Raw genomic sequence first — 25,195 nt, forward strand, 5'->3', positions numbered from 1 at the left:
CACTTGGTTTCTTATTCAGTTCTCAAAGGTCTTTGTCTCTCTTAAGACAACTTCTATATTCTAGCAAATCTAGAATGCCTTGTCAACACTTTTTTTGAAGTTTTTTTCACTTCTCGTGTCTGCTGTCTCTCGCGAAACAGCTTATTTATAATATCATCTCTGACCTGTCTTGTCAATAACTTTTTTAAAGTTTTGGAACCTTTTCAAGTTTGTGGCAAGTCAGTTAAGACAACTTTTATATCTTATCACCCAATTTAGTTCTTGTCAATAGGGTTTAGTAATGTTATTAACCTTTTTTAGACTGAACTTTTTTGAATCCTTGATACAATACCCATCCAACAACTACGCCAAGAGCATTCTGGCAGAAATTAGGAATTACTTCTGCGATTGAAGCTCCTGTTCCATACATAAATACTGAAGCAAGTGCATAGCCACCCACCATCACAACTGCTGCAATCAGAAGGCCTAGGATACGATAGCTCCCTTTTAAGCCAGCAAAATAACCTTGTGCACCATGTATTAACAAACTGATAAACATCCATTGCGGAGCAGATGATAGCAGATCTATCAGAAAAGCAGACAATCCGCCCACAATTGCCCCCTCTTTCTTCCCAAGATAGAAGGCTGTGAAGTAGATTCCTGCATCTACCAAAGTTAAAAGCCCTGTTGGAGTCGGAATTTTAGCTACGAATCCAAAGGTCACTGATAAAGCCGTTAAGACAGCTAATAATGTTAGCTCTTTTGTTTTCTTATTTTGCATATTGAACTACTCCAAATTCATTTGATTGTTTAATTGATTCATAAACGAAGGCTTTAGCATTTGCTACAGCTTCAGTTTCTGAACAGCCTTTGACTAATTCACTAGCTATACTTGAAGCAAATGTACATCCTGCACCGGTATTGTTTTTGTCTAGCACAGCTTCTTCAAACAATTTGTAATCTGTTCCATCATAAAAGACATCTATCGCTTTATTACCATCCAAGCGATTTCCACCTTTGACAACGACAGTCTTAGCACCTAATTCATTGAGATAGCTAGCCGCATGCTTCATGTCATCAAGAGTCTTAACCTTTCTATCTATAAGCAGTTCGACTTCAGGTAAGTTCGGAGTGATAACCGTGGTATAAGGGAAAAATTTAACCAATTCATCACGTAGTTGAGAAACTTCAACGTCATGAGTCTCCTTACATACTAAAACGGGATCCAAGACAATTGGAATATCAGAATGTTTTTTAACAAAATCCAACGTTAATTCTGCGATTTCAACGTTAGGCAACAAACCAATTTTTATTGCTGAGAATGGGACATCTTTTAGTGAGTCAAGTTGTTGTTTAAAAACATTAGTATCAACCGGAATGACCTCAAAACCATTCTCAGTCATAGCTGTCAGACAGGTAAGAGCCACAAATCCATGCTGTTTATTTGTGGTAAACGTCGCTAAATCTGCATGAAGTCCGCCACCACTAAAAATATCATTCCCCGAAATCGCTAAAATCAATTCATCACTCATATCTTATCTCCTTCAAATATAACCCATTTCCTGCTGCCGTTGGTCCTGCGAGATTACGATTACGACTTTCCAACACTGTCTTAACTTGCGAAACAGGCATGCGACCATTGCCAATCTTCAACAAGGTACCGACCATATTTCTAACTTGCTTATAGAGAAAACCATTGCCAGAAAAAGTAAAGATATAAAATCCAGTTTTCTCATCGATAGATACACTAGCTTGTGTAATTGTGCGTACTTTATTTTCTACAGAAGTTCCTGAAGCTGTGAAGCCTGTAAAATCATGTGTACCGACCAAATCCTTAGCGGCCTCCTGCATAGGTGCTAAACTTAGAGGGTAGGGATAGTGGGTCGCATAATTACGCATCATAGGGTTCTTAGGTCGCCCTGCATCTACTAGAAACTCATAAGTTTTACTATGTTTATTGTATCGTGCATGAAATTCTTCTGATACAAGTTCAATACTAACAACATCAATATCATCTGGACATTGCGTATCTAAACCAAAACGTAACTTCTCTGGATCCCGCTCCTGGGGCAAGTCGAAGTGGATAACTTGTCCATAGGCATGAACACCTGCATCTGTACGCCCCGCTCCATGAACGGTGACAGGTGTACCGCTATTTAACCGTAAAAGAGTCTTTTCAAGCTCTTCTTGAATAGAACGTGCATTTGGTTGTCTTTGAAAACCTGAGAAAAGTGTACCATCATAGGAAATTGTCGCTTTGTATCTAACCATAAAATTATCATATCAGATTTTTTCAAGGATAAAAAGTAGGTCGATTGTCAAGTGACCCCATACAGTTTTCGAAATAAAGAAAAAGACGCCTTCAGCGTCCTTCCTTTATAAATCTTCTAAGGCATCCTTTACTTTATTGAAGAAACCTTTTTTCTGTGGTGCGATTTTTTCATCTCCACTTGCCTTGGCGAATGCAAGGAGAGCTTCTTTTTGAGCATCGTTTAGCTTCGTAGGAGTTACAATCTTAACTGTAACGTGTTGGTCTCCTTGTGAACCTCCACGAAGACGTGGAGCACCCTTTCCTTTTAGACGGAAAGTTTTGCCTGTTTGAGTTCCTGCTGGAATGGTCATCTCAACATTTCCATGAACTGTTGGTACTTCGACAGTATCACCAAGAGCTGCTTGGACAAAGGAAATGTTAAGTGTATAGTAAATTGTTGAACCATCACGAGTAAATTTATCGCTTGGATTAACATTGATGATTACAAAGAGGTCTCCATAAGGACCACCATTGAAACCAGCTTCACCTTGACCCGCAAGACGAATTTGTTGACCTGTTTCAACACCTGCTGGAATCTTGACAGATACTTTATGACTTTGTTTTTCATGTCCTGTTCCATGACAAGTTTGACATGGCTCTTTAATTTCTTGACCTGTTCCATGACAGACATCACAGGTTACTTGACGACGCATCATACCAAGTGGTGTTTGCGTATCAACATTGATAACTCCTTGACCATGACAGCGACCACAAGTTACAGGGCTTGTGCCAGGTTTTGCACCAGATCCCGAACATGTCTTACATGTTGCTTCACGATTGTAGTGAACTTCTTTTTCGGCACCAAAAATCGCCTCTTCGAAGCTTAGGTTGACACGGTACTGAAGATCATCACCTTGACGTGGAGCATTCGGGTTACGAGTAGCACCACCACCAAAGAAGCTAGAGAAGATATCCTCAAAGCCACCAAAGCCTGCACCACCATCGAAGCCACCAAAGCCTCCTTGACCACCAAAACCATTCGCACCATCTGGTCCGTATTGGTCATAGGCTGCACGTTTTTGGTCATCACTTAAAGTTTCGTAGGCCTCTTGAACCTCTTTATATTTTTCTTCCGCACCCGGTTCTTTATTAATGTCTGGGTGGTATTTCTTAGACATCTTACGATAGGCACGTTTAATTTCATCTTGAGAGGCATCCTTAGATACCCCAAGACGATCGTAATATTCGGTATTGTTCATAATTTTAGATACAAAGGGCATCTAATGGAGAAAGCCAAAGTAATAGTTTTGAAGATGAACACCTAGTCCCTTGAAACCAACTATCTTTTTTGCTTAATCCATAGCCCGTGTTCAACGACGAACACTCTTTGTTCCTTTCTATTTTATATTTGTTACGATACGAAGTAAAACTATATCTTATATTCACTTCACTTATTTTAGCGAAAAACAGAGGCTGGTTTGCAACCTCTGGATTTCTTTTTATCATTTACTAGCTAAGCTCAACACCTTACCGAACTGAGCACGCCCTAACCTCTTGGTGAAAAAGAGAAATCTTCCTATTTTCACTGTGAGGTTTTAATGGACTTTACATCTTATTTTTCAGTAAACTCTCCGTCTACGACATCGTCGCCTGGGTTATCTGCTGTTTGTGCACCTTCTGCTCCTGCTTGAGCTTGTTGTGCTGCTGCAGCTTGTTCGTAAAGTTTAACTGCAAGAGCTTGAGCTTTTTCGTTAAGAGCTTCCAATTTAGCCTTCATATCATCAAGATTGCCTGATTCTTGAGCTTTCTTAAGGTCATCAAGAGCTGATTGAGCAGCATCACGTTCTGTGTCGAAGCCTTTACCTTCTGTTTCTTTGATTGTTTTTTCAGTCGCAAAGATAGCTTGGTCAACTTCGTTACGAAGATCTACTTCTTCTTTACGTTTTGCATCTGCTTCAGCATTTGCTTCAGCATCTTTCATCATCTTTTCAATTTCTTCGTCTGTCAAACCAGAGTTAGATTGGATGACAATTGTTTGTTCTTTTTGAGTTCCAAGGTCTTTAGCTTTAACAGATACGATACCGTTCTTATCAATATCGAAAGTAACTTCGATTTGTGGGATACCACGAGGTGCAGCTGGGATATCAGTCAATTGGAAGCGTCCAAGAGTCTTGTTATCTGCTGCCATTGGGCGTTCCCCTTGAAGAACATGGATATCAACGGCTGGTTGGTTGTCTGCTGCAGTTGAGAAGACTTGTGATTTAGATGTTGGAATAGTAGTGTTGCGGTCAATAAGTTTTGTGAACACTCCACCCATTGTTTCGATACCAAGTGACAATGGAGTTACATCAAGAAGGACAACGTCTTTGACATCACCAGTAATAACACCACCTTGGATAGCAGCACCCATGGCAACTACTTCATCAGGGTTAACTGATTTGTTTGGTTCTTTACCAGTTTCAGCTTTAACAGCTTCTACAACGGCAGGGATACGAGTTGAACCACCGACAAGGATAACTTCGTCAATATCTGACAAGCTCAAACCTGCATCTGAAAGGGCTTGACGAACTGGAGTTTTCGTACGTTCTACAAGGTCACGAGTCAAATCATCGAATTTCGCACGAGTCAATGTCATTTCCAAGTGAAGAGGTCCAGCCTCACCGGCAGTGATGAATGGCAAGCTGATTTGTGTTGAAGTGACACCTGAAAGGTCTTTCTTAGCTTTTTCTGCTGCGTCTTTCAAACGTTGAAGAGCCATCTTGTCTGTTGACAAGTCGATTCCATTTTCTTTCTTGAATTCTTCAACCATGTGGTCGATGATTTTTTGGTCAAAGTCATCACCACCGAGTTTGTTATCCCCTGCAGTGGCCAATACGTCAAAGACACCGTCACCAAGTTCAAGGATAGATACGTCGAATGTACCACCACCAAGGTCGAATACCAAGATTTTTTCTTCTTTATCAGTCTTATCCAAACCATAAGCAAGGGCTGCTGCTGTTGGTTCGTTGACGATACGTTCTACTTCAAGACCAGCGATTTTACCAGCGTCTTTTGTTGCTTGACGTTGTGCATCGTTGAAGTAAGCAGGAACTGTGATAACTGCTTTAGTTACTTTTTCACCAAGGTAATCTTCAGCATAACCTTTCAAGTATTGAAGAATCATAGCTGAAATCTCTTGTGGTGTGTATTCTTTACCGTTTGCAGAAACTTTTTCAGAAGTACCCATCTTAGATTTGATAGAGATGATTGTATCTGGGTTTGTTACTGCTTGACGTTTTGCAGCGTCACCAACGATGATTTCACCGTTTTTGAATGACACAACAGATGGAGTTGTGCGGTTACCTTCTGGGTTTGCGATAATTTTTGATTCAGTTCCTTCAAGAACTGCTACTGCTGAGTTTGTTGTACCTAAGTCAATACCAATGATTTTAGACATATGTTTTTCCCCTTTTTACTTTAATTTCTATTTTGCTTTTTTATCTTTCATTCATAGTTTTCTGTCATTTCGGACAAGTTTTCAATTAATTATATACAACTACCATAGCTGGGCGTAAGACGCGTTCGTGGAGTTTATACCCTTTTTGGAAAACTTGTGCAATCGTGTCTGCTGGATGTTCATCATCTGCAGGCATTGTTTGAATAGCCATGTGGAAGTTATGATCGAAATCACCATCAGCTGGAATTTCTTCAATTCCTTCCTCTTTAAGAGCATGCACTAAACTTTCTTGCACCATTTCCAAACCTTTTTTGACATCATCAGTCAAGCCCTCAACGGCAAGAGCACGTTCAAGGTTATCAAGTGATGGCAAAATCGCTTTTGCCAAATCTTGGCTACGATACTTTTGCAATTGTTGACGTTCTTCATTTGCACGTCGCTGAATGTTTTGCATTTCTGCATGGGCACGAAGGTATTTGTTTTCAAATTCTTCGGCACGCGCTTGGGCTTCTTCAAGTTCAGAAGGTTCGCTTACTTCCTCTACAACTTCTTCAGTTGTCTCCGTAGCTTCCTCTTCTTTCACTTCTTCTTTTTTAATATCTTCAGTCAAGGCATACACCTCTTTCTATACTTTTTAAATGTTATATTTTAGCTAACTTCATAATGGTTACTATTGAGGTAACGGTAATAATCCGTCAACTTCATAACCAAAACTCTACTAATAACATTGACCAAACTAACCATGCGACGATAATCCATTTCAACTGGGCCAATCACATGCATGAGTGCCATTCCACGATAAGGAATCAGGAATTTATGACTCATAACTGTGACATTTTCAAGCGCTTCTTCAGTTGATTCTGCAACCGAAATCTTGGTCACTTCATCATCGGAGATAGCTGATCGAAGCTCAAGTGCCACATGTTGTGGATTGTCCAAAAATTGATAGGTTTTTAAGTCGGCATAAGTCAGTGATGCAACCTTACCTTCGATGAAAATCAATTCCTTAAAAAGTTGTGAAAAGATATAATCAAACAAATCTAGAACATTATCTGTTATTTTGAAATACTTTTGCACAATCTGAGGAATCTCAGTTCTCAATCGGTAATGGATATCTAAGACAGTGTTTCCCAAAAAACGTTCTTGAACAAGCTTATGAAGAATTTCCAAATCACTAGACAAGAAATTTTTTGGAATAGCAAACTGAACTGTCACAGGCTTAGATTCATCTAGAGTCAGAACCGCTAAAGCGTCGTGATTGGATAGATGAACAATGTCAAATCCAGTCAGACGTTGTCGTGTCGGTTCCACATCTTGAATCACTGCTGTACATCCTGTCATTTCTGCCAGCAGCTTCGCCGCTGCATCTAAGATATCTTCAAGTTTAAAGGCTTCAAAATCAAAGGCCTTAACCACTTGATAAACATCTTGTTCATCAATCGTATCAAGATTCAAAGAATTAGCGACGAAATACTGGAAACCTGCTCGACTTGGCATACGCCCACTAGAAGTATGAGCTTTTTCAAGATAGCCCATCTTTTCAAGCTTGGCCATGTCATTACGAATGGTCGCTGAACTCGAATCAATTGATTCTTGTAATGCTTTAGAACCAACCGGTTCATGTGTACGAGTGAACATCTCAACTATCAAATTCAAAATAGTGTTTTGCCTTTGCGTAATCACGATGTCACCTCATTTCTATTTATTAGCACTCTAACACATCGACTGCTAACTTATGATTCTATTATACACCTAAACTTGAACATGTCAACCCAAAAAACCAAAAAAATTAGCACTCTTTTTATAAGAGTGCTAAAAATACATCTTAAGACCTAGAAAAGCAAAAAAAGAGCACCTCAGAGGCACTCTAATCTTATCAATCATATTTTGACAAATGATAGGTCTCAATAATAGATATGAGGTGTTTGGCATAATCCGGATCACTGCTAAAACCCGCAGCTTGTAGTTTTTCTGCCGCAACTTTATAACTAGTCGTTCCTGCCACCTCTTTATAGGTCGACTCGCCCCATGTTCCTTGGCGAAGTCCTTCTAAATAAGTCATCATAGAACTTGACCAATCCTTAAAAACTGCAAAATCCACCTTTTGGTATTGCCACTTCCCTTTACTGTAGATACTATCCTTTAAACGAATACGTTCTTGACCTGGCTGAGCAGGGAGACTGTAGATGTTATGATATTTAACAGATAAAAGACTGCTACCATAATTTGACTCATATGCAGCTTGACTAAGGAGAATAGACGCAGGTACACCATAGTTTTTAGACATCTTTTGAGCTGTTGGAGCTAAGGTCTCAATAAATTCTTGCTGTGTGTAAGCAACCTTTACCGCACGAGCATTATCATCTGTAGAGGCATGAAGAATCAAAGGTAAGAGAATACCTAAAGCAAAAACAACAACTAAGGTAATGAAGGCTTTTAGTTTAAAACGTCGTCTCACTTAGCTTTCTCCTTTAATAATGCCAAATATTCCTCCAAAGTAAGATTATGTTCAGTCATATACTCTGCCGACTCTTTACCAACATAGCGGAAATGCCAATCCTCGTAGCCTACACCAGTTGATGATGTTTTACCATCTGGAAAACGAAGAACAAAGCCATATTTCGGCGCCAACTCTTTGACTTTAGCTACTGTATCTGGATCTGCTTCATTTAAGCTATCTACAGTACTCATATCAATCGCAAGACCCGTCTGGTGTTCACTCGCTCCTGGTGGTTGTGAATAGGTTTGAACCTTTTTCTCCGCCTGAGACTCCGTCAAACTTGGGTCAGCAGCCATTTCCTGCTGAACATAACTGTTATAAAGTTCTGTCTGATAAGCAACACTACGATAACCTGATATCAAGTGGTAACTTGGATCAATTTCTTGAGCAGCTGCTAAAAACTCCTTAACATTCTTAGCAATTCTCGCATCTACAGAAACACCATCGACATCAACAATCTCAGGATTAAGTTCTTTAGACTTATTATCTCGATTTACCAAAAGCAATTCCCAGTCTTTAGGCGATACATCAGGTAGTCCCTTTGTATCCTTGCTTTGAGTCACATCGGTAGCTTGCTTACTACCTTTTATTACCGACGATCTATTGGTTTGTTGAACCGTACGATTGACACCAAATACAGAATAAAGTCCTGCTGCAACTAAAAGGACTGCAATCAAGACACTACTGATAACCAAAAACCAGTTGGTTTGCTTTTTCGCCTGACGGCGACTTGGATAGTTATTTTTTACCATTTTCTTTTTCTATTATCTCTCGCCCAACCTGACGATAAGTCATATCGCCAAGTGCTTCTAATGTAAATTTACCATTTTCATAAACAACAACAGTAACCGAACCGTTGTCCAATGAAGGATGCTCGACAGAAGGATCAATTAACCATGCAAAAGTTGCGATGGTCATACCGTGACTAACAACGATAGCATTACCACCACCAGACCTATCAAGATCCTCAGCAATAGCTGTAAACCCTTCTAAAATACGTTTTCTGAGCACTTCCCAAGACTCTGCCCAACCAGCCGTATCCACATCAAGGATACCTTGTGCAAGTTCAGGATAAGTTACCTCATGCAAATCCTTACCTTGAAAAGCATCTGTTCTCGGTAGCACACCGTAGAAAAGTTCACCATCATAGCCACCATCTAAACTACCAAAACACCACTCACGAATACGTTTGTCACGTTTATAGGGAATAGTTTCTAAACCCGTCTCACGCAAAATGATATCCATAGTTTGAATCGTTCGACCTGAATCACTAGAATATGCAGCTTTAAAAGGAATACCTGCTGCTTTCAGACCTACCCCCAATTCACGAATACCTTCTTCACCGAATGGGGTCAAAGGGCTATCAGACCAACCTTGTGCACGACCAATGGTGTTAAACATGGTTTTGCCGTGTCTTGCAATATACAACTTAACCTTACTCATAGTGCCCCTTCTTTCCGTCATTTTTGAATTCATTATAGCACAAATCCCCTCGACTATCTAGCCAGCGAGACCATCAGAAAATGCCTTACCAATTGGCAAAGCATTTATCATCCGTTTAGTTTTTAAAGCTGTGAACAGGAGCTGGGATTTGACCACCACGCGCAATGAAGTCAGCCGATGAAGCTTTGTTTACCTTCATTACCGGTGCATACCCAAGAAGACCTCCAAGTTCCAGCATGTCACCTTCCTTACCATAAGGAATAATACGAACAGCTGTTGTTTTCTGGTTAATAACACCGATAGCCGCTTCATCAGCAATCATGGCCGCGATTGTAGTATCTGGCGTATCAGCAGGAATAGCAATCATGTCTAGACCAACAGAACAGATGGCTGTCATAGCTTCCAATTTTTCAAGGTTGATATGACCAGATTTAACAGCCGCAATCATACCCTCATCTTCAGAAACTGGAATAAAGGCACCTGACAAACCACCAACTTGGTTACATGCCATGATACCACCTTTTTTAACTTGGTCATTAAGAAGGGCTAGAGCTGCAGTAGTACCATGCGTACCAACAACTTCAAGACCCATCGCTTCAAGGACACGGGCTACTGAATCACCAACTGCTGGTGTTGGCGCAAGAGACAAATCCACAATACCGAACTCGACACCAAGACGTTCACTGGCCATTTGACCAACCAACTGACCAACACGTGTGATTTTGAAGGCAGTCTTCTTAACTGTTTCAGCTAAAACATCGAAACTTTCGCCTGGAACTTTCTCAACTGCACGTTGCACAACACCAGGACCTGAAACCCCAACATTGATTACAACATCAGCCTCACCAACACCGTGGAAGGCACCTGCCATAAATGGATTATCTTCAACCGCATTGGCAAAGACAACCAACTTACCTGGACCCATTGGATCTTCCTGAGAAGCCTCTTTGATGATACGCCCCATGTCACGTACTGCTGTCATGTTAATACCAGTCTTTGTTGAACCAATGTTGACAGACGAACAGACAAAATCAGTCTCAGCAAGCGCACGTGGAATAGAATTGATAAGAATCTCATCACCTTTTTGGTAACCCTTTTGAACGAGCGCAGAGAAACCACCAATAAAGTTAACGCCGATTTCCTTAGCTGCTCGGTCAAGCGCCTTCGCAAAAGGTACATAGTCTGTAGCATCTGTTGCCGCACCGATGATTGAAATCGGAGTAACAGATACACGTTTATTAACAATCGGAATACCAAGTTCAGCCGCAATCTCGTCGCCAACAGTTACCAAATCCTTAGCCTTAGATACAATCTTGTTATATACTTTTTCAGCTGCCTTATCGATATCTGAATCGATACAGTCTAGGAGTGAGATTCCCATGGTAATGGTACGAACATCAAAATTCTGTTCCTCAATCATGGCAATGGTTTCTGTGACCTGTTTAATATCCATTTTAAGCTACTCCTATCTTACAAGTTGTGCATCGCATCAAAAATCGCTGAACTTTGGATGTTGATTTTAACGTTCAATGACTCACCAAAGGCTTCCAATTCAGCACGTAGGTGTGTAAAATCTTTCTTATCTTCCGATGATACAACCGCCATCATGGTAAAGAATTCATCAAGGACTGTTTGAGTAATATCATCAATATTCAAACCAAGTTCTGCAACCTTAGTCGCAACACCTGCAACAATACCCGCTTTATCCTTACCTACAACTGTAATAATTGCTTTCATGAGAAGCCTCCATCATTTTATTTTGTATAATTTTAGCATATTTTGATTAAAAATGCTATTTTTTATGAAAATTGCCTCTTTTTTCTTGAAAAAGACGAATGTTTCAGCAATATTTAATCATTATCGTTTATGAAAAATCCTCTCTTTGACCTAACTACTTGTGGATAAACTTGTTCACAACCTAAATAATTTCCTTTTTTTAAAACCTTGAAAAATCAATATTCAACACAGTTGACAGACTTATCCACAACTGTGGATAAGTCTGTGGATAACTTGTCGATAAACAAAAAATACCGCCAAATTTAGGCGATATCTTAGCTTTATTTCCATTTTAAATTAACATGGGCATTCATTTCTTTATAGGCAGTATCGATACGTTCTTTGGTCTCTTCATCTAGTTTATTTCTATATTTACCACCTTTAATGAAATCCTCTAAAATATAAGTTTGGTAAGTATACAAAGGATACCCCTCTGGCGAAGTTGTTCCTTTAGGCGTACGGTTAACCCAAGTCGGATGTGCTTGAGCCGTCTTAATCGTGGTTTGACCATTCTTTTTCTCAAGGGTCACATCCATTAAGACACCCCTCTCTGTCCACTCTGCACTATCCACACCATCCATAGTCTCTATGCGCTGGTTAGAGATAAAATTTCCCATTGAGTAAATAATAAGTTTTTGCTGCCCATCCTTTTTAACCACCTCTGAAGGCTCAACCACATGAGGATGACCTCCAAAGATAATATCGGCACCCCAATCAATCATCTTATGATAGAGTTTAACCTGTTCATCTGTCGGTTCCAAACGATACTCAACACCCATCTGAGGCATGATAACCGTGATATCTGCTTCTTTTTCTGCACGCTGAATCTCAGCTTTCATACGTTTTTCATCCAAATTCGATAAGTGGTCTGCAACCTCTTTATCCGTTAAGTTCGACTCTAGGCCATTGTAACCATAAGCATAGGAAAGTATTGCAACCTTGATACCATTAACATTCTTGATGAGGAGTGGTGCCTTATCACGCACCGGCTTTTCATAAACACCAACAGGATCAATTCCTACTTTTTTAAAAGCATCAGCTGTTGTAAAAGCTCCCTCTAAACCAGAATCCAAGATATGATTATGAGCCAAATCCATAACATCATAGCCAGCATCCTTAATAGCTGCAATCACTGATTGAGGAGCATTAAACAGAGGATAGCCTGACAAAGGATAATCAGGATTGATAGTTCCCTCAAAATCACCCAAAACCAAATCAGCCTGCTTTAACCACGGCTTCACATAAGTAAAATTCTCCGTGAAATCATAGCTACCATCTGCCTGCAGGGCACTCATATAGAGACCGTCATGATAGAGCAAGTCCCCATTAGCCATGATACGTGCTGTCTGTACTTGGTTCGAGGCATTCTTTTGCTGTTCGTTCTTACTATGAACAATTAAAATCTCAAGAAAAAGCAAACCTAAGACAAGAGCAATCAACCCCATCAGAATCTTATTAGTCATCGCATTGTCACGCTTTTTAGCCTGGCTCTGTTTCATAATACTCTCCTTTTTCATACTTCTAGTGTACCAAAAAAACTTATCCATTGATGATAAAAAAGATTAATAAACGGTTACATCTCAATTCCACGACGATTGAAAAAATCAGTTTTCTTAGACAAGATAAAAACTCTACTTCATACTGAAGTAGAGTTCTGTTAATGATTAGCGTGTTGGTGTGTATTCCAAATCTTTACCATGTTTAGCTACAAAATCAGACATTTCAGAGTCTGGAATTTGACGTAAGTAGAGATTGGCACGAATCGTTTCATCTTCCTCACGACAAGTCGAAAGAACGAGGTATTTATCTGAAGCACTAACCTTCAAATCCTTGTTTTTAACACTTGCTTGATCATAGATAATATCCAACTGTTGTTTAAAGTCTTTATCGCTTTCAAATGATGTACGATAGAAAGCTGTGTCTTCAGGCACAATTACCATAGCAAGCGCTTCATAATAGTACTTACGTTGAGGCGTCTCAATAACAACATATTTGTGTTTATCAAAGAACGACTGATCACTATAGTAGTTAACATCGTTGAACATACGACTATCAGCAACCTTACTGCCTCGAGCATGGCCGAAGAGCCAAGTCAAACGATCACTGAAATCTTTCTTATTGTCTGTATCCATGAAGACAGTTCCCAAATATGGAACGTTTCCTCCATCGAATGTTTTATCTAAATAGGTTGAATTGTCCGTTGTTTGAACAACCGGCTCATCCAATTTAGTCCCTGGTGCATAGACATAAGCGATAGTATCAGGGTTTGTCGCCTCAAGACCATCAAATTTATTTTTGAGGTAAGCTTTCTCCTCATCTGAAACTTTATAAGTGTTTGCTTTTTTAGTCGTTAAAACACTCTTAACACCATTAGAGGATGATGCTGTTGGAGACATAAACTGGAAGCCAAGGAAGATAGCCAAAGCAGCAATTACTACGGCAGAAATTCCAGCAATCAGTTTATTGCGAGATCCATTAGATTTACGATTGTGATTACTCATGAAATGTCAAATCCTTTTCTTTATCCATAGAAAAATATCACCGAAGCATAAGCTCCAGTGATATTCTTTTTTAGCAATAACAGTTAATTATTTAACTGCTGCTGTGTTTGGAAGAGCTTTAGCGTCAGCTTTAGCTGCTGCTGGAGCTTTTTGTTCTGCAGCTTTAACAGCTTTAGCTTCTTCTTTAGCGTCTTTGTTAGCATTAGCTTTATCAGTAACTACAAATTCATCTTTGATGATGTTTCCGTTAGCGTCACGTTTTGGTTCGATGTGTTCACCAGCATCTTCAAATTTTTGTTTAGTTGAATCTGCATCAACGTTGTTAAGACCATCTTTAGCAGCTTGAGTAAGACCACCTTCGTTGTTTGTGAAGAAGTCACCACCAGTTGCTTCAGTTTTGTTATCAAGGTTTCCAGTGTGAACGTTACCGTCGTTAGCGAAAACCGCTGCTGATGAAGCGAATACTGCAAGAACTGCAGCTGATGTAAGCAATACTTTTTTCATAATTGTTTCTCCTCTAATGGATTATTATATATTTAGTATCAGGACCTCCCTGACATCTATAGATTATAACACTATCTAGAGATATGTCAACAATTTTTAAAAACTTTTTTAAATTTTTAATATATCCTACAATTCCTACAAACAAAGGGTTTTTGAAGTCTGTTACCAAATAGTAATAATTAATTATTTTTAATTTTAATGTTATTTTAGGTAATTTATTATGTCCTCTGCTAAGTTTAAATACAAATTTAAATCATATATAAAAGCATAATTTGTAAAATATACATTCATTATTATGTGAAGTTTTTTGGCCAAAAATCAAGAGATATTTAATAGACGTATAAAACCCTTTACTGATAATATGTTTGAAGTATATAACAATATCATCTTTCAAATGAATGTACTCATTCACTCTGAGCGCTTTTGTATGATAACTACATAATATGCAAGACCTCAAAATTGAATAGATTAGAGAAACATTAGCATTTTTGAAAATATTTCGGCCTAAAAAGTTCTATTATTGGGTTAAAATGCTTGAAAAATAAACTATTATCTTATTTTTGAATGCGTTTCAACTAAGGTGAAGTCAAGAAAATTCCTTTGAAAACACTCCCTCTTACCAAGACCTCTTCTCAGAATAACAAGTCTCCAAAAAACTAATACACAAATCAATTGGATTGTTTTACTTCTCTTATTTCAGACGAAATAGTTCTTCCACTTGTTTATTAAAGACTTGTGCTATTTTTAAAGCCATTTCCAACGAAGGGTTGTAGCGGTTATTTTCTAAGTGAACAATCGTTTCTCTCCGTATTCCTACTTGATCTGCTAAATCTTGTTGAGTCATACCATAAGCTTCCCTTACTTCTTTCAAGTTAGTCTTTATTTTACTTTCTTTCGCCATATATCATCCCCTTTTTTCAGTGATAAAGTAAGTAATGGCAAATAATAAGAGTAAAAAAGCCACCAAAATATAAAGGAATCCAGCATTCAAAACGAAAACTTTACAGACAGCTATCAAGGTTGCCATTCCCAATAATATAAAGATTGCTATTGTAAACAAAATGGAAGAGGACTTTGCAATATTTCTATAAAATCGTTCATCGGGTTCTTCATTAATTCTCTTGAATAAGAAGTAAAACATTAATAACAATTGAATACTTAATCCAATTCCTAACATTATATTCTTAATCAAAGAACCAGGAGTTAGCAGCCAAACTCCAATAGTATAGATCGAGGACGAGAGAAGTACAAGCACTGTATATAATTTTGCAGTAATCCCAAACATGTTTTTTTCTTTCTTTTGATAGGTTGATTTTGAGAGGACCGATACCATCGTACAAACCAAATACGAAGGAAGCCAAGCCGTCGTCATAATAGCACCTTTCGCTAGAATCGGTAGGTGATTCCCCAGCAATAAAACTAAACATACGACAATAAGCACGCTAGCGATATAAAGGATTATCTTTAAGTTCTTCGACATTTTCATTTTCGTCACCTTCTTTCATCATGTTATAAATACATCACACCTTATCTGTTATAAATATATCACATTGTTGTCAGAATTTCAAGATGAAGACAAAACTCTAGTAAGATTTTGAACAATTTTTCAGAAATCTATACAAAAAAGCACCCATAGGGCAAACCTGTGAGTGCTTTGAAACGTTGATATAATCGTGTTGATTAACGTTTTGAGTGCAGTGGTTGCCATCCAATCAAACATCGCTTCGCTTGTTTTCTTGGGGCAACTGTGCATAGCATATCTCTATGCGACTAAAGTCGCTAGAGCTATCCTAATTGCGCACCGCCAGTTCTCATAGAAAAAAACACCTTGCAAGATGCAAAGTGTTTTCGTTTGTATTCTGCTGTCCAGCAACGAATTAACGTTTAGAGAACTGGCTAGCTTTACGAGCCTTTTTCAAGCCTGTTTTCTAGTATTTTTATATCTACTGGCAGATTATCCGACTTATCCCCATCAACATCTGACTCTAACTCAACCTCTGAAGAAATCCAAATATTGCGTGCTTTGATATATTCGATATTATTGTTATCTACTAGATCCCCTTTTAATAAATCTGGGATAGCCGATAATTTAGAAATGATGGATGCATCCTTTAAAATCAAGATATTTCCATATCCATCTGTATTTTCATCAAATAGTTTTTTGTCTGCATAGTAATTAGATAGAAGAACTAAGACCTGAGTAGCTTCACCTTCATAATTGCCATTTTCGCTTTCAAAAGGTAATAATTGCTTGTTCATAGCTTGGCGAATCAGTTGCACCAGCCAAATTAATTGTCTTGACCGACGAATAAAGCGACTTCTTTCAAGGATTCGACCATAAGGAAACAGTTGGCAGATTCTATAAAAGTGTCGTTGTGATTCGGCACGCTCATCAGACTCACTACACAGAGCTGGTACATAATATCTGCTATAATTTTCTGGAAGATTTGGTCAAGCGGTCTTTTAGCCGTGTGACAGGCATACAGGAAAAACACTATTTATTTACTTTTTGCACGGGAGGCTTTAAGAATCTGATGGACATCTTTCTTGATAGTCACTCAGAGTCTCCAGAGTGTCTGGGCTGGGATATGGCAAAGATATACCGCTACTGAAACTGTTCTTTGACGCTGATAAACGCGACATATCAATTAAAATGTCGCACTAAAATGATTGAAAAGTGATTGAAACTGTGTTAAAATGTACGTGTATATTTAGAAAAGAGGTACTGACTATGGAAAACTTGGTAATTTCAATCTTTAACACCGAAAGCGAAGCTTATCAGTCCTTTGCGGATTTGAAGGCTTTCCGCCAAACTCCGACAACCAAGGTTGCTCAAATCGCTCTGGTCAAGAATGAAAACAGTCATATCGTTGAAAAAGAGCGCTATGATTTTGAAGACTCATCGACGAATGGAGCCTTAAAGGGTGGCTTGGTCGGTGCTGTTGTCGGCCTTTTAGGTGGTCCCATCGGTGTCTTGTTTGGCTATAGTTTTGGTAGCCTCTATGGTCTGGCTGTTGGTGACACCGTTGACACGACAGAAGCTGGCTTGATTGACGTTGTGTCTCAAAAATTGACCGACGGCGAAACAGCCGTTGTCGCCTTGGTGCAAGAAAACAACGAAGCAGTCATCGATGCTTACTTCACCAAGTACGACACCCAAATCTTGCGTTGGGATGTGGCAACCGTCGTAGCTGAAGTTGAAGCAGCCCTGCAAGTCCAAGAAGACCTCTACAACCAAGCGCGTGCGCAAATGAAGGCTGAACGTAAAGCAGAGCGCAAGGCCAAAATTGAAGAGTTCAAGGCAAACATCAAATCAAAATTTGATAAATTGAAAGCCTAACGTCTAAGCGTCTCATAAATTTAAATGTGACTGAGACGCCATTTAAAATTTATGTGCGTCGGATTCTCACAGTTAAATAATTGCGTTGACAAAGCCGTTACAGCCGTTCTTCCATTCTTTGAAAAGAATGTTTAATAGACAAGAAATCTGGACTAGTATTGGTCTGGATTTTTTTGTGAATATAGAGGTCATAGCTTTTTGACTATGCTTTGTTATAATTAGAAAGATTTTAAGTTTTATCAAGATGAAATCAGTCAGACGCAGGCATCCTGAACTAGCACCAGCATCACCACACAAACTAAGACATACTGGTGCTACTCTTGCTAAACAAGCAGGTGTTTCTCTTGAAGCCTTCTCAGAAGCTCTTACTCATAGTAATAAAGAGATTACAAAAACTTACGTTAATATCAAAGATAAAGTCAATCAGACTGTAGGTGATATTGCTTTTCGTAGTTTAAAAAATTGATGGGGTGAATATGGGGTGAATTTTGGGGTGAACTTTGATTTTTTGAAACAAAAAAGACATCCAAGAAATAATTCTTGAATGTCTGTAAACGTTGATATAATCGTATTGATTAACGTTTTGAGAATTGTGATGCTTTACGAGCTTTCTTAAGACCTGGTTTGAACGACTTTTGTTTGACTAAATTTCAAAAGTCTTTAATATCAAGCATTTCTACGCTTTTCTGAAAGCGTTATTTCAATTAATCTCAACTAATTTCATCTGAATGGTGTGAATTTTACCCCAAAATTACAAAGAATTGAGCTGATAAATACTAAAAGTTCACACCATTGGTTAAATTATTTTTTGTTACGTACGTTTTTCTTAGATGATAGACCTCCTAATTTATTTCTTATAGCATTTGAGCAAACCTCCGTTAGAGGTTCTCCTATTGCCTCCTTGTAATTAAATCCCAATAATTGCATAGTCTTTAAAGTATCCTTATTAAGTAAAGCAACTAATTGTTTCATTGAATCTTCTTTCCCATCTTCAACACTAGTAAATGAAGATAGCAGAGAAATAACCTGTTCTAAAGTGTTGTGTAAATACTCAATATCTTTATCATCAATATGTACTTTTTCATATTCTTCTTTATATGCCTGAGCAATTCTGATTGCCTGTTCTCGTTCCGAAAGTAACTCATTTACAATTTCATCATAAGTATTTCGTAATTTATCAGCATTACGTTCTTCCTTTAATGATTGAATTTTACTATTCACTAGTGTTGTTGTTCCTTTAAATGTTAGAGTTCCCAACTCAATCCCTGCTTTTACTAACGCTTCTGTAATATATGCCTCCATGCTACACCCCTGCTATTTCTTTTTATGATAAAATTATTTTATCATAAATTCATACTTTAATAACAGTCTCTATCCTTTAGGTGAAAATACCGATTTTATGGTATAATAAGAATAACTCTATACAAGGAGGTGTGCCATGACTCTTGATGTAAATAAAGAAGAATTAACAATTTTAGGGATTCCCTTTGATAACTTTTCAGATTTTGATACTGTCTGGTATGCCATTGGGTCATCAATGATTGAAAATTATGAACCTACTGTTCAAGATGTGATTGATTTAAAAACTTATGTTATCAACAGACGAAAGGAATTGAATATTGGTTAAAAATCAATACGAAGGCTATGAGTACATTGACCCCAATCACCAATATACCTATCCAAATTCTACAGTCTTAATCAACAAACAAAATATTACAAATATTGAAGAAGCCTACCGGAATGAGCATTTATTCGTTACTAGAAGGCTTGCAGACTTGCGCTTGAAAACCATAGAAGTCTACTCCATTAGTGATATTTTAGCCATTCATAAATATTTATTTCAAGATGTCTATGCTTGGGCGGGACAATATCGCAAGGTGAATATCTCAAAAAGCGGGAATCCCTTTATGCCAATACAATCTTTCAGTACTGCCCAAGACTATATCAACCATCTTATTCATACCTATTATCAAACTGCTAATTCAAAAAATAAAATTATTAAACAATTAGCAAAAATTCTTGATAATCTTAATTATTTCCATCCCTTTCGAGAAGGGAATGGACGAACTCAACGAGAAGTTATTCGTTCCTTAGCACTATCAAAAGGTTATTCTGCACAAATACGTGTGGAGCAAGATGACGAGGTTTACAATCTTTATATGGACGGAACAGTCTATGGAGATTTAGGAAAGTTAGAAGAACTACTTGGTAAAATACTGGAAAAATTGTAAATTAGTCTACAAAAATACTTCTATATTTTTAAATATCCTAAATATCACAGAAAATTATAACTTACCAAGGTTTAAATCATAATAGATAGACAAAAAGCTTCTGAAATCTAACATTTCAGAAGCTTTTTTCTTGTCATAAAATGGCTGCAACTATTATTATTCAATACATATTATCTCTATTTATTAAAATAATTAATGATTAAGTAGTGGTCCACTAAGATGAAATTCAAAATTTGTAACATCAACTAAACCAACAACTTTGTCACTTTGATATAATTCCATCAAAAATTGTGCCATCTCTTCACTTGTGTGATATTTAGCAAAATGCTCATCATAATTGTATTCTTTCGAATCTGTAGCAACTTGACCGAATTCCGTTTTTGTGGCAGCTGGAGCTAAAACCTTAGCTTTTAATTGATGTTGATTTGCCTCTAGTTCCAATGCCAAGCCTTCTGTAAAAGCACTGACATAAAATTTACTTGCACAGTATGTAACTGCATTTGGAACCATCATGTATCCGCCTCTAGATGATAAGTTAATCAATTGAGCGCCTTTACAATCTTTATAATCTCTCACATATAGAGTTGATAGAATTGTTAAAGCTTCAATGTTTAGATGGATTAATGTTATTATCTTTTCTAAATCTTGATATTCAACCTTATCATAATTTCCAAAACCTGCATTATTTATTAGAGTAGTAATGTGATATTTTTTCAAGCTTTCATAAAGTTCAAAAACATTACTGGACTTCGATAAATCAACAACTTTAATAACAACATCTAAATCCGGATAATGGTTCAAAATCTCTTGCTTCAATTTTTCTAGTCGTTCTTGACGCCGAGCAATTAAAATAAGATTCATTCCTAATTTTGCAAATTGTCTTGCTGTCTCCGCTCCTATACCAGCACTGGCTCCAGTAATACAAGTATAATTCTTCGTTTGTTCCAAACTATTTTCTCCTTTACAGATTGCTATTTGCATTTTTTATAAGAGTCGCTGCTCCCATCAAGGTTCTTGACAGCCTTATCACTAAGCCCCTCTGGAGCTCTCTATTCCTTCAAACCAATTTTTCGTCTATATGGTATTACCTCCTCTCCTAGCTTTATATCAAATTCCTTTGATGCTATGTATTTTACATAGTAAAGTGCACTTTATGTCAAGAGAAAACTGAAATTTTTTTTTGATTTTTTTAAAAATTATGCTAAAATAATTAAAAAAAAGGAGGGGAAATATTATGGCTCACTATTCTATTGGAGAATTTGCTGAAAAAACTGGACTTTCTATCCCCACACTTCGATACTATGAGCAAGAAAAATTGATTTACTCACACAGAGAAGAAAATAATCGTAGATACTATGATGACTCTGATATAGCGTGGACTCAATTCATTATTAGATTAAAAAAGACGGGAATGTCTATTAAAAATATGCAAGAATACGCTGACCTAAGATATAAAGGAGACTCCACAATTCCTCAACGACTTAGACTACTATTTTTTCAACTTGATGAACTTCATAAGCAACAAACTGAAATTAACCAACATATTGATTTTCTTGAAAAGAAAATTAAAACTTATTTAGGTATTAATCCTAATTAGCACCATTATTATTGTCTTTATCCAAAAAAGGGATTGAAATTTTATTTTCAATCCCTTTTTATTATGCTATTTACTCTTATTTTCCTAAAAATTAATACAAATCAGCAAAAATAGAATTATTCATACTTATTTTTTTCATTTCCATTTTTAAGGTATTATCACTCACATCAGTCTTTACATTTTAATCTTCTTTAATTTAGTCATATAAATTAAAGAAGATTATTTAATTTACTCTCGTTTTCTAACAATAACTGTAGAGGTGATTTTTCACGGGCAATTTCATCACCATTCTCTGCTACAACGTATTTACCATTACCAATACTAGTCAATGTTTCCCCATCTTTATTAAGTATTGGTTTACCTTGAGTTAAATAAATCAGTTTGTCAATTATGGCTAACTCATCATCACTCATATACTGCAATCTAGATAATGCACTAGGTTCAAAAGCAAGTTCATAGTTACTTTCAATATCATCTTTATCTTCTGCCTCAACTAGCTTACCACTAGGAATATGTTTATAAAGCTGATGGTCGGTTTTGGGAGATATGATAGGGACTCTCTTTAATAGAAATGCTAAATTATTAATCGTATCACTAGTATAACCTTCTATACTATTATATTTTTCTATTTGATGAGCTAACTCATCAAAAGATTTAACTGCTTGTATGATATTATTAGCCTTTTCTGTGTATTCATCTGTTTTAAGAACAGCTTTTTCCAGTTCAATATCTTGACTTGTCCCAAAAAGTTGTACTGGTGTTGCTTTAAAAAAGTCCGCTATTTTATCTAAGGTCGCAAAAGTTGGATAGCTTTTGCTTTTTTCGTAATCAGAAATCGATTGTTTTCCAATATTTAGTTTTTCCGCCAATTCTGTCTGACTGATCCCTTTTTCCTTACGAAGTCGAGAAAGATTAAAAGCGAAATTATGAATCATATAAGTCATAGGTAGCTCCTTTGTTTTGGTTGTTATTTATTTTAACAATTTAAAACTTATTTTTCAACAAAATACTTGACATATAATAAAAAGGATATATAATATAGATATAAATAGTAAAAATAAGTTTTAAATATATAAAATAAATTTAAGTTAAAGGAGAATACATGACTAATTACTTTGACTATCATCAAACAATAAAACAAGTTTCAGGTTTAAATTCAGTCTCTACGCTAAAAAAGTGGCGTTTAAAGATTGAACACTTAACAGGACATACCTTTCAAGAAGATAGGATACAAACAGGGAAACGTTCTTATAGCAAAGTCTTCCTCTTTACCACTGATGATATTGAAAAGCTCCAACAAATTGCAGATACTAAAGGAAGTCTTGGACTTGATAGGGCAATCCTAAAAGCTTATGTCCCCAGTAGAGCTTCCCCTTTATCCATTAACCAAAAAATTAATCGCTTAACCTTTCAACTAAAGAAATTAAGTCAAAGAGTAACCAACTTAACACAACAGGAACAAGCATTAGCTATTCGTATGGAACAGTTAAGTGAACAGATTGAAAATTTGGAGAAATCAAGGAAGAAAAAGTTGTTTGGGAAGTGAGCACGGTACAGCACCAACGCTGTGGGCGAGTGGTCAACACGGTAGCCCACAAGGCGGTAGGGGCTCGAAACGGGCGAGACTTGCCATTAAAATAAGTGCCCCACTACTAATAGGGGGTACGAACGTACACGAAAGTAGGGCTAACCCCTTGATACGTCTGAGGTTAAAGCCAATCAGTTGAAGTTTTCGCTGAAATCCCTTGGGAGAGTAAGGTTCAAAACTAATTCTGCGTACGTTTAGAAAAGATAACTACTTTAAAAAACACAAAGGAGAATATGATGACAAACTTAACACTAACTGACACAACACTTAAACTTGGCGAATTGAACCTTGATAAAAGTCAATTCATGCTTCCTAAAAAAGTAGTGGTACTTTCTGCTCGTATGAGTTATAAGTATCAAGAGGTAAACGGCGAACAAGTCCGAACAGACGAACCATCCAAACTAGTTTGTAGCGTTCAAGATGCGGATAAAATCAAAGTGTTAAAAGAAATGAACATTGCCATTGAAGAACTCAAAGCGATTACGCTTGAAATTCATGACAACCTCGACAAAATCACGAAACTGGCAGAAAACGACGGTTTACTTGATAAGACCGTTGAACTCGTCAATCCTCAAGTCCGTCTCATGTGGAACATGACTCGTAGCAACTGGTCTGGTGTAAAACTAGTGGCAAATGACCTTAAAATGACTGGTGACTAAGCATGGACAACAGCGTAAGGATTGACTACTTCGCTGTAACCGTTAAAGATGTTTCACCAGAGGAGGTGTTAGAAGAGATACTCCTTATTCCCCAAGATCAGTTTGCACTGAATGCTTGGGGAATAAATAAGTATCAACGCCACTATGCCTGTTCAGACATCAAAGTTTACTTTAACCAAGCCTTAGATAATATGGGGGTCTATCTGGAACTAAAAGGACAAGGCTGTCGCCAATATGAGGAATTTATGGCGGGTAACGCTAACAACTGGGTAGCTCTAGTCACACGCCTTTACCGCTATCAGGTTAACTTTACCCGAATTGATATTGCTAATGACATCTACGATAATGCCTTATCGGTTCAAACTCTCTATGCTTACTGTAAACGGGGATTGTGTATCACCAGAGCCCAACACATGGACTATCACGAGCGGTCAGTCCTTGAAACAGGGGAACGGATTGGCGAGACCGTCACCATAGGCGCACGAGGAAGCCAACAATGGTGTGTTTATAACAAACTCATGGAACAAAAAGGAAAAGGTAAAGTCATTGATGGGACCCATTCTTGGGTCAGGGCGGAGCTCCGTTGTTGGCAAGGCAAAGCCAATATTATCGCCCAGCAAATGGTTCTTAAAAGACCTCTGACAGCCATTTACTTTGAGGCAATCAACGGACACTACCGCTTTGTCAGACCTAATGACAGGGATACCAACAAACGCAGACGTCAACCTGTTAAATGGTGGCTGGACTACCTCCAGACGGAAACTAAAACACGATTGAGTATTGAACGCACCAAGCCAACACTTAGACAATCGGAACAATGGACGGAAAAACAAGTCTCAAAGACCTTAGCCAAGCTCTATGTGGCTAAGTACGAGGCAACCACACTTGAAGAAGCTAACCAATTTCTCCAAGACCTCTTAAAATTGGGACTATCGAAATTTACTAACAGCGATGAAAAGGAGATTGACCAATATGTCCGTGAACACCAGAGTTCCGGGACTTGGGGCATACAAAAAGACGACTTGCCGTAAACAAATCGCCTTAGAAATAATAACTACTAACATTATATCATGAAAGGACAAAAGAGGCTATGCAAGTGATTTTACCAGACGAACAAATTCATCAGCTACAACTGTTAATTAGCCGACTTATAGAAAATGAAATAAAAAATAAATTGGATAGTAACAACATTGAAAGTCCATTCTTGAACAAGCAACAAGCTTGTAAGTATCTAGGAATTGCCAATAATACGCTTGATTCTTGGATAAAAAAGGGATTACCAGTTATTCGAGTTGGAAAAACTGTCCGCTTTGATAAAACCGAACTTAATTACTGGTTACAAAATCAGTAGCATTCTAACCGTGGTCTGATATAATGAAGCCACGGTATT

At 37.6% G+C, this 25,195-nt stretch carries 28 protein-coding genes and 3 pseudogenes; 9 read left to right on the forward strand and 22 right to left on the reverse strand.

The genetic code is table 11. From position 1 onward, the window contains the following. Positions 1-286: 286 nt before the first annotated feature. From H7T98_RS08080 to H7T98_RS08170, 19 genes and pseudogenes are all read right to left on the reverse strand, one after another. The gene (locus tag H7T98_RS08080) at positions 287-760 is read right to left on the reverse strand and encodes an ECF transporter S component (RefSeq protein ID WP_175057368.1); all 474 of its coding nucleotides are present in this window, start codon (positions 758-760) and stop codon (positions 287-289) included. After that, positions 750-1,511, reverse strand: coding sequence for a bifunctional hydroxymethylpyrimidine kinase/phosphomethylpyrimidine kinase (locus tag H7T98_RS08085; protein WP_014633802.1), 762 nt, complete (start codon positions 1,509-1,511; stop codon positions 750-752). Before H7T98_RS08085 ends, H7T98_RS08080 begins: the two co-directional genes overlap by 11 nt. Continuing rightward, the gene (truA, locus tag H7T98_RS08090) at positions 1,504-2,250 is read right to left on the reverse strand and encodes a tRNA pseudouridine(38-40) synthase TruA (RefSeq protein WP_014633801.1); all 747 of its coding nucleotides are present in this window, start codon (positions 2,248-2,250) and stop codon (positions 1,504-1,506) included. Before truA ends, H7T98_RS08085 begins: the two co-directional genes overlap by 8 nt. A 105-nt stretch (positions 2,251-2,355) precedes the next feature. Next, positions 2,356-3,489: a molecular chaperone DnaJ gene (gene dnaJ, locus H7T98_RS08095; protein WP_002886399.1), complete on the reverse strand. Its 1,134-nt coding sequence runs from the start codon at positions 3,487-3,489 to the stop codon at positions 2,356-2,358. Positions 3,490-3,842: 353 nt separating this feature from the next. Then, positions 3,843-5,666, reverse strand: coding sequence for a molecular chaperone DnaK (gene dnaK / locus H7T98_RS08100; RefSeq protein WP_014633800.1), 1,824 nt, complete (start codon positions 5,664-5,666; stop codon positions 3,843-3,845). Between the two features lie 85 nt (positions 5,667-5,751). After that, positions 5,752-6,276: a nucleotide exchange factor GrpE gene (gene grpE, locus H7T98_RS08105; RefSeq protein ID WP_002886396.1), complete on the reverse strand. Its 525-nt coding sequence runs from the start codon at positions 6,274-6,276 to the stop codon at positions 5,752-5,754. A gap of 38 nt (positions 6,277-6,314) precedes the next feature. Then, positions 6,315-7,349: a heat-inducible transcriptional repressor HrcA gene (gene hrcA / locus H7T98_RS08110; RefSeq protein ID WP_004182170.1), complete on the reverse strand. Its 1,035-nt coding sequence runs from the start codon at positions 7,347-7,349 to the stop codon at positions 6,315-6,317. 193 nt (positions 7,350-7,542) lie between these two features. Continuing rightward, positions 7,543-8,124: a glycoside hydrolase family 73 protein gene (locus H7T98_RS08115; RefSeq protein WP_173018429.1), complete on the reverse strand. Its 582-nt coding sequence runs from the start codon at positions 8,122-8,124 to the stop codon at positions 7,543-7,545. Then, positions 8,121-8,918: a M15 family metallopeptidase gene (locus tag H7T98_RS08120; RefSeq protein ID WP_021143459.1), complete on the reverse strand. Its 798-nt coding sequence runs from the start codon at positions 8,916-8,918 to the stop codon at positions 8,121-8,123. The genes H7T98_RS08115 and H7T98_RS08120 overlap by 4 nt, the downstream gene beginning before the upstream one ends. Then, positions 8,905-9,609 carry a histidine phosphatase family protein gene (locus H7T98_RS08125; RefSeq protein WP_175060990.1) on the reverse strand — a complete coding sequence of 235 codons (705 nt, stop codon included), beginning with the start codon at positions 9,607-9,609 and terminating at the stop codon, positions 8,905-8,907. The genes H7T98_RS08120 and H7T98_RS08125 overlap by 14 nt, the downstream gene beginning before the upstream one ends. Positions 9,610-9,724: 115 nt before the next feature. Then, positions 9,725-11,062 (reverse strand): PFL family protein, encoded by a 1,338-nt coding sequence (locus H7T98_RS08130; RefSeq protein WP_037604034.1) that lies wholly within the window; start codon positions 11,060-11,062, stop codon positions 9,725-9,727. Positions 11,063-11,079: 17 nt separating this feature from the next. Beyond that, the gene (locus H7T98_RS08135) at positions 11,080-11,346 is read right to left on the reverse strand and encodes an ACT domain-containing protein (protein WP_021143456.1); all 267 of its coding nucleotides are present in this window, start codon (positions 11,344-11,346) and stop codon (positions 11,080-11,082) included. 320 nt (positions 11,347-11,666) lie between these two features. Beyond that, on the reverse strand, positions 11,667-12,884 hold the full coding sequence (locus tag H7T98_RS08140) for a CapA family protein (protein ID WP_021143455.1): 1,218 nt from the start codon (positions 12,882-12,884) through the stop codon (positions 11,667-11,669). 165 nt (positions 12,885-13,049) lie between these two features. Then, positions 13,050-13,886 (reverse strand): class B sortase, LPKTxAVK-specific, encoded by an 837-nt coding sequence (srtB, locus tag H7T98_RS08145; RefSeq protein WP_002889691.1) that lies wholly within the window; start codon positions 13,884-13,886, stop codon positions 13,050-13,052. 87 nt (positions 13,887-13,973) lie between these two features. Further along, complete coding sequence (locus tag H7T98_RS08150; RefSeq protein WP_021143454.1) at positions 13,974-14,390, reverse strand: LPKTxAVK-anchored surface protein; 417 nt, start codon at positions 14,388-14,390, stop codon at positions 13,974-13,976. A gap of 691 nt (positions 14,391-15,081) precedes the next feature. Next, the gene (locus tag H7T98_RS08155) at positions 15,082-15,291 is read right to left on the reverse strand and encodes a helix-turn-helix transcriptional regulator (RefSeq protein ID WP_002886384.1); all 210 of its coding nucleotides are present in this window, start codon (positions 15,289-15,291) and stop codon (positions 15,082-15,084) included. Positions 15,292-15,294: 3 nt separating this feature from the next. After that, positions 15,295-15,876, reverse strand: a complete 582-nt coding sequence (locus H7T98_RS08160; protein WP_201036582.1) for a hypothetical protein — start codon at positions 15,874-15,876, stop codon at positions 15,295-15,297. A gap of 416 nt (positions 15,877-16,292) precedes the next feature. Beyond that, positions 16,293-16,625, reverse strand: a pseudogene (locus H7T98_RS08165) (diacylglycerol kinase family lipid kinase); the annotation flags it as partial. Positions 16,626-16,628: 3 nt separating this feature from the next. Next, positions 16,629-16,772: pseudogene (locus H7T98_RS08170) on the reverse strand (IS982 family transposase); the annotation flags it as partial. 349 nt (positions 16,773-17,121) lie between these two features. Between H7T98_RS08170 and H7T98_RS08175 the strand changes: the two are divergent. Both H7T98_RS08175 and H7T98_RS08180 read left to right on the forward strand, forming a co-directional pair. Then, the gene (locus H7T98_RS08175; protein WP_195950897.1) at positions 17,122-17,730 is read left to right on the forward strand and encodes a DUF1269 domain-containing protein; all 609 of its coding nucleotides are present in this window, start codon (positions 17,122-17,124) and stop codon (positions 17,728-17,730) included. 244 nt (positions 17,731-17,974) lie between these two features. Then, entirely contained in the window at positions 17,975-18,196 is a 222-nt protein-coding gene (locus tag H7T98_RS08180) for a tyrosine-type recombinase/integrase (protein ID WP_201043268.1), read from the forward strand. Positions 18,197-18,531: 335 nt separating this feature from the next. Here the strand turns inward: H7T98_RS08180 and H7T98_RS08185 are convergent, their stop codons facing one another. Beyond that, on the reverse strand, positions 18,532-19,032 hold the full coding sequence (locus tag H7T98_RS08185) for a hypothetical protein (protein ID WP_021144854.1): 501 nt from the start codon (positions 19,030-19,032) through the stop codon (positions 18,532-18,534). Positions 19,033-19,168: 136 nt separating this feature from the next. On the opposite strand from H7T98_RS08185, the gene H7T98_RS08190 reads away from it, so the two are divergent. Continuing rightward, a complete protein-coding gene (locus tag H7T98_RS08190) occupies positions 19,169-19,357 on the forward strand; it encodes a hypothetical protein (RefSeq protein WP_014713950.1) in 189 nt (62 codons plus the stop codon). Then, positions 19,350-19,961, forward strand: a complete 612-nt coding sequence (locus H7T98_RS08195; RefSeq protein ID WP_155124136.1) for a Fic/DOC family protein — start codon at positions 19,350-19,352, stop codon at positions 19,959-19,961. The genes H7T98_RS08190 and H7T98_RS08195 overlap by 8 nt, the downstream gene beginning before the upstream one ends. A 192-nt stretch (positions 19,962-20,153) precedes the next feature. Here H7T98_RS08195 and H7T98_RS08200 read toward each other — a convergent pair whose 3' ends face one another. Next, positions 20,154-20,909 (reverse strand): SDR family NAD(P)-dependent oxidoreductase, encoded by a 756-nt coding sequence (locus H7T98_RS08200; protein WP_201061646.1) that lies wholly within the window; start codon positions 20,907-20,909, stop codon positions 20,154-20,156. A 286-nt stretch (positions 20,910-21,195) separates the two neighbouring features. On the opposite strand from H7T98_RS08200, the gene H7T98_RS08205 reads away from it, so the two are divergent. Continuing rightward, on the forward strand, positions 21,196-21,558 hold the full coding sequence (locus tag H7T98_RS08205; RefSeq protein ID WP_201061648.1) for a MerR family transcriptional regulator: 363 nt from the start codon (positions 21,196-21,198) through the stop codon (positions 21,556-21,558). A gap of 602 nt (positions 21,559-22,160) precedes the next feature. Here H7T98_RS08205 and H7T98_RS10265 read toward each other — a convergent pair. Beyond that, positions 22,161-22,502, reverse strand: a pseudogene (locus H7T98_RS10265) (helix-turn-helix domain-containing protein); the annotation flags it as partial. A gap of 158 nt (positions 22,503-22,660) precedes the next feature. On the opposite strand from H7T98_RS10265, the gene H7T98_RS08215 reads away from it, so the two are divergent. The 4 genes from H7T98_RS08215 to H7T98_RS08230 all read left to right on the forward strand — a co-directional run bounded on the left by H7T98_RS08215 (position 22,661) and on the right by H7T98_RS08230 (position 25,156). Beyond that, on the forward strand, positions 22,661-23,104 hold the full coding sequence (locus H7T98_RS08215; RefSeq protein WP_155124138.1) for a hypothetical protein: 444 nt from the start codon (positions 22,661-22,663) through the stop codon (positions 23,102-23,104). 278 nt (positions 23,105-23,382) lie between these two features. Beyond that, entirely contained in the window at positions 23,383-23,805 is a 423-nt protein-coding gene (locus H7T98_RS08220; protein ID WP_045768735.1) for a hypothetical protein, read from the forward strand. A gap of 2 nt (positions 23,806-23,807) precedes the next feature. Next, a complete protein-coding gene (locus H7T98_RS08225) occupies positions 23,808-24,836 on the forward strand; it encodes a replication initiation factor domain-containing protein (protein WP_201061652.1) in 1,029 nt (342 codons plus the stop codon). Positions 24,837-24,895: 59 nt separating this feature from the next. Next, a complete protein-coding gene (locus tag H7T98_RS08230; RefSeq protein ID WP_045768737.1) occupies positions 24,896-25,156 on the forward strand; it encodes a helix-turn-helix domain-containing protein in 261 nt (86 codons plus the stop codon). Positions 25,157-25,195: the final 39 nt, after the last annotated feature.

It is taken from the genome of Streptococcus sp. 23.2, from assembly GCF_016648665.1.
Classification (GTDB): Bacteria; Bacillota; Bacilli; order Lactobacillales; family Streptococcaceae; genus Streptococcus; species Streptococcus salivarius_E.

Coding starts and splice junctions, on each gene's coding strand:
- H7T98_RS08080 (WP_175057368.1), bottom strand. CDS start 760: ATGCAAAATAAGAAAACAAAAGAGCTAACATTATTAGCTGTCTTAACG.
- H7T98_RS08085 (WP_014633802.1), bottom strand. CDS start 1,511: ATGAGTGATGAATTGATTTTAGCGATTTCGGGGAATGATATTTTTAGT.
- truA (WP_014633801.1), bottom strand. CDS start 2,250: ATGGTTAGATACAAAGCGACAATTTCCTATGATGGTACACTTTTCTCA.
- dnaJ (WP_002886399.1), bottom strand. CDS start 3,489: ATGAACAATACCGAATATTACGATCGTCTTGGGGTATCTAAGGATGCC.
- dnaK (WP_014633800.1), bottom strand. CDS start 5,666: ATGTCTAAAATCATTGGTATTGACTTAGGTACAACAAACTCAGCAGTA.
- H7T98_RS08120 (WP_021143459.1), bottom strand. CDS start 8,918: ATGGTAAAAAATAACTATCCAAGTCGCCGTCAGGCGAAAAAGCAAACC.
- H7T98_RS08125 (WP_175060990.1), bottom strand. CDS start 9,609: ATGAGTAAGGTTAAGTTGTATATTGCAAGACACGGCAAAACCATGTTT.
- H7T98_RS08130 (WP_037604034.1), bottom strand. CDS start 11,062: ATGGATATTAAACAGGTCACAGAAACCATTGCCATGATTGAGGAACAG.
- H7T98_RS08135 (WP_021143456.1), bottom strand. CDS start 11,346: ATGAAAGCAATTATTACAGTTGTAGGTAAGGATAAAGCGGGTATTGTT.
- H7T98_RS08140 (WP_021143455.1), bottom strand. CDS start 12,884: ATGAAACAGAGCCAGGCTAAAAAGCGTGACAATGCGATGACTAATAAG.
- srtB (WP_002889691.1), bottom strand. CDS start 13,886: ATGAGTAATCACAATCGTAAATCTAATGGATCTCGCAATAAACTGATT.
- H7T98_RS08150 (WP_021143454.1), bottom strand. CDS start 14,390: ATGAAAAAAGTATTGCTTACATCAGCTGCAGTTCTTGCAGTATTCGCT.
- H7T98_RS08155 (WP_002886384.1), bottom strand. CDS start 15,291: ATGGCGAAAGAAAGTAAAATAAAGACTAACTTGAAAGAAGTAAGGGAA.
- H7T98_RS08160 (WP_201036582.1), bottom strand. CDS start 15,876: ATGAAAATGTCGAAGAACTTAAAGATAATCCTTTATATCGCTAGCGTG.
- H7T98_RS08175 (WP_195950897.1), top strand. CDS start 17,122: ATGGAAAACTTGGTAATTTCAATCTTTAACACCGAAAGCGAAGCTTAT.
- H7T98_RS08180 (WP_201043268.1), top strand. CDS start 17,975: ATGAAATCAGTCAGACGCAGGCATCCTGAACTAGCACCAGCATCACCA.
- H7T98_RS08185 (WP_021144854.1), bottom strand. CDS start 19,032: ATGGAGGCATATATTACAGAAGCGTTAGTAAAAGCAGGGATTGAGTTG.
- H7T98_RS08190 (WP_014713950.1), top strand. CDS start 19,169: ATGACTCTTGATGTAAATAAAGAAGAATTAACAATTTTAGGGATTCCC.
- H7T98_RS08205 (WP_201061648.1), top strand. CDS start 21,196: ATGGCTCACTATTCTATTGGAGAATTTGCTGAAAAAACTGGACTTTCT.
- H7T98_RS08215 (WP_155124138.1), top strand. CDS start 22,661: ATGACTAATTACTTTGACTATCATCAAACAATAAAACAAGTTTCAGGT.
- H7T98_RS08220 (WP_045768735.1), top strand. CDS start 23,383: ATGACAAACTTAACACTAACTGACACAACACTTAAACTTGGCGAATTG.
- H7T98_RS08225 (WP_201061652.1), top strand. CDS start 23,808: ATGGACAACAGCGTAAGGATTGACTACTTCGCTGTAACCGTTAAAGAT.
- H7T98_RS08230 (WP_045768737.1), top strand. CDS start 24,896: ATGCAAGTGATTTTACCAGACGAACAAATTCATCAGCTACAACTGTTA.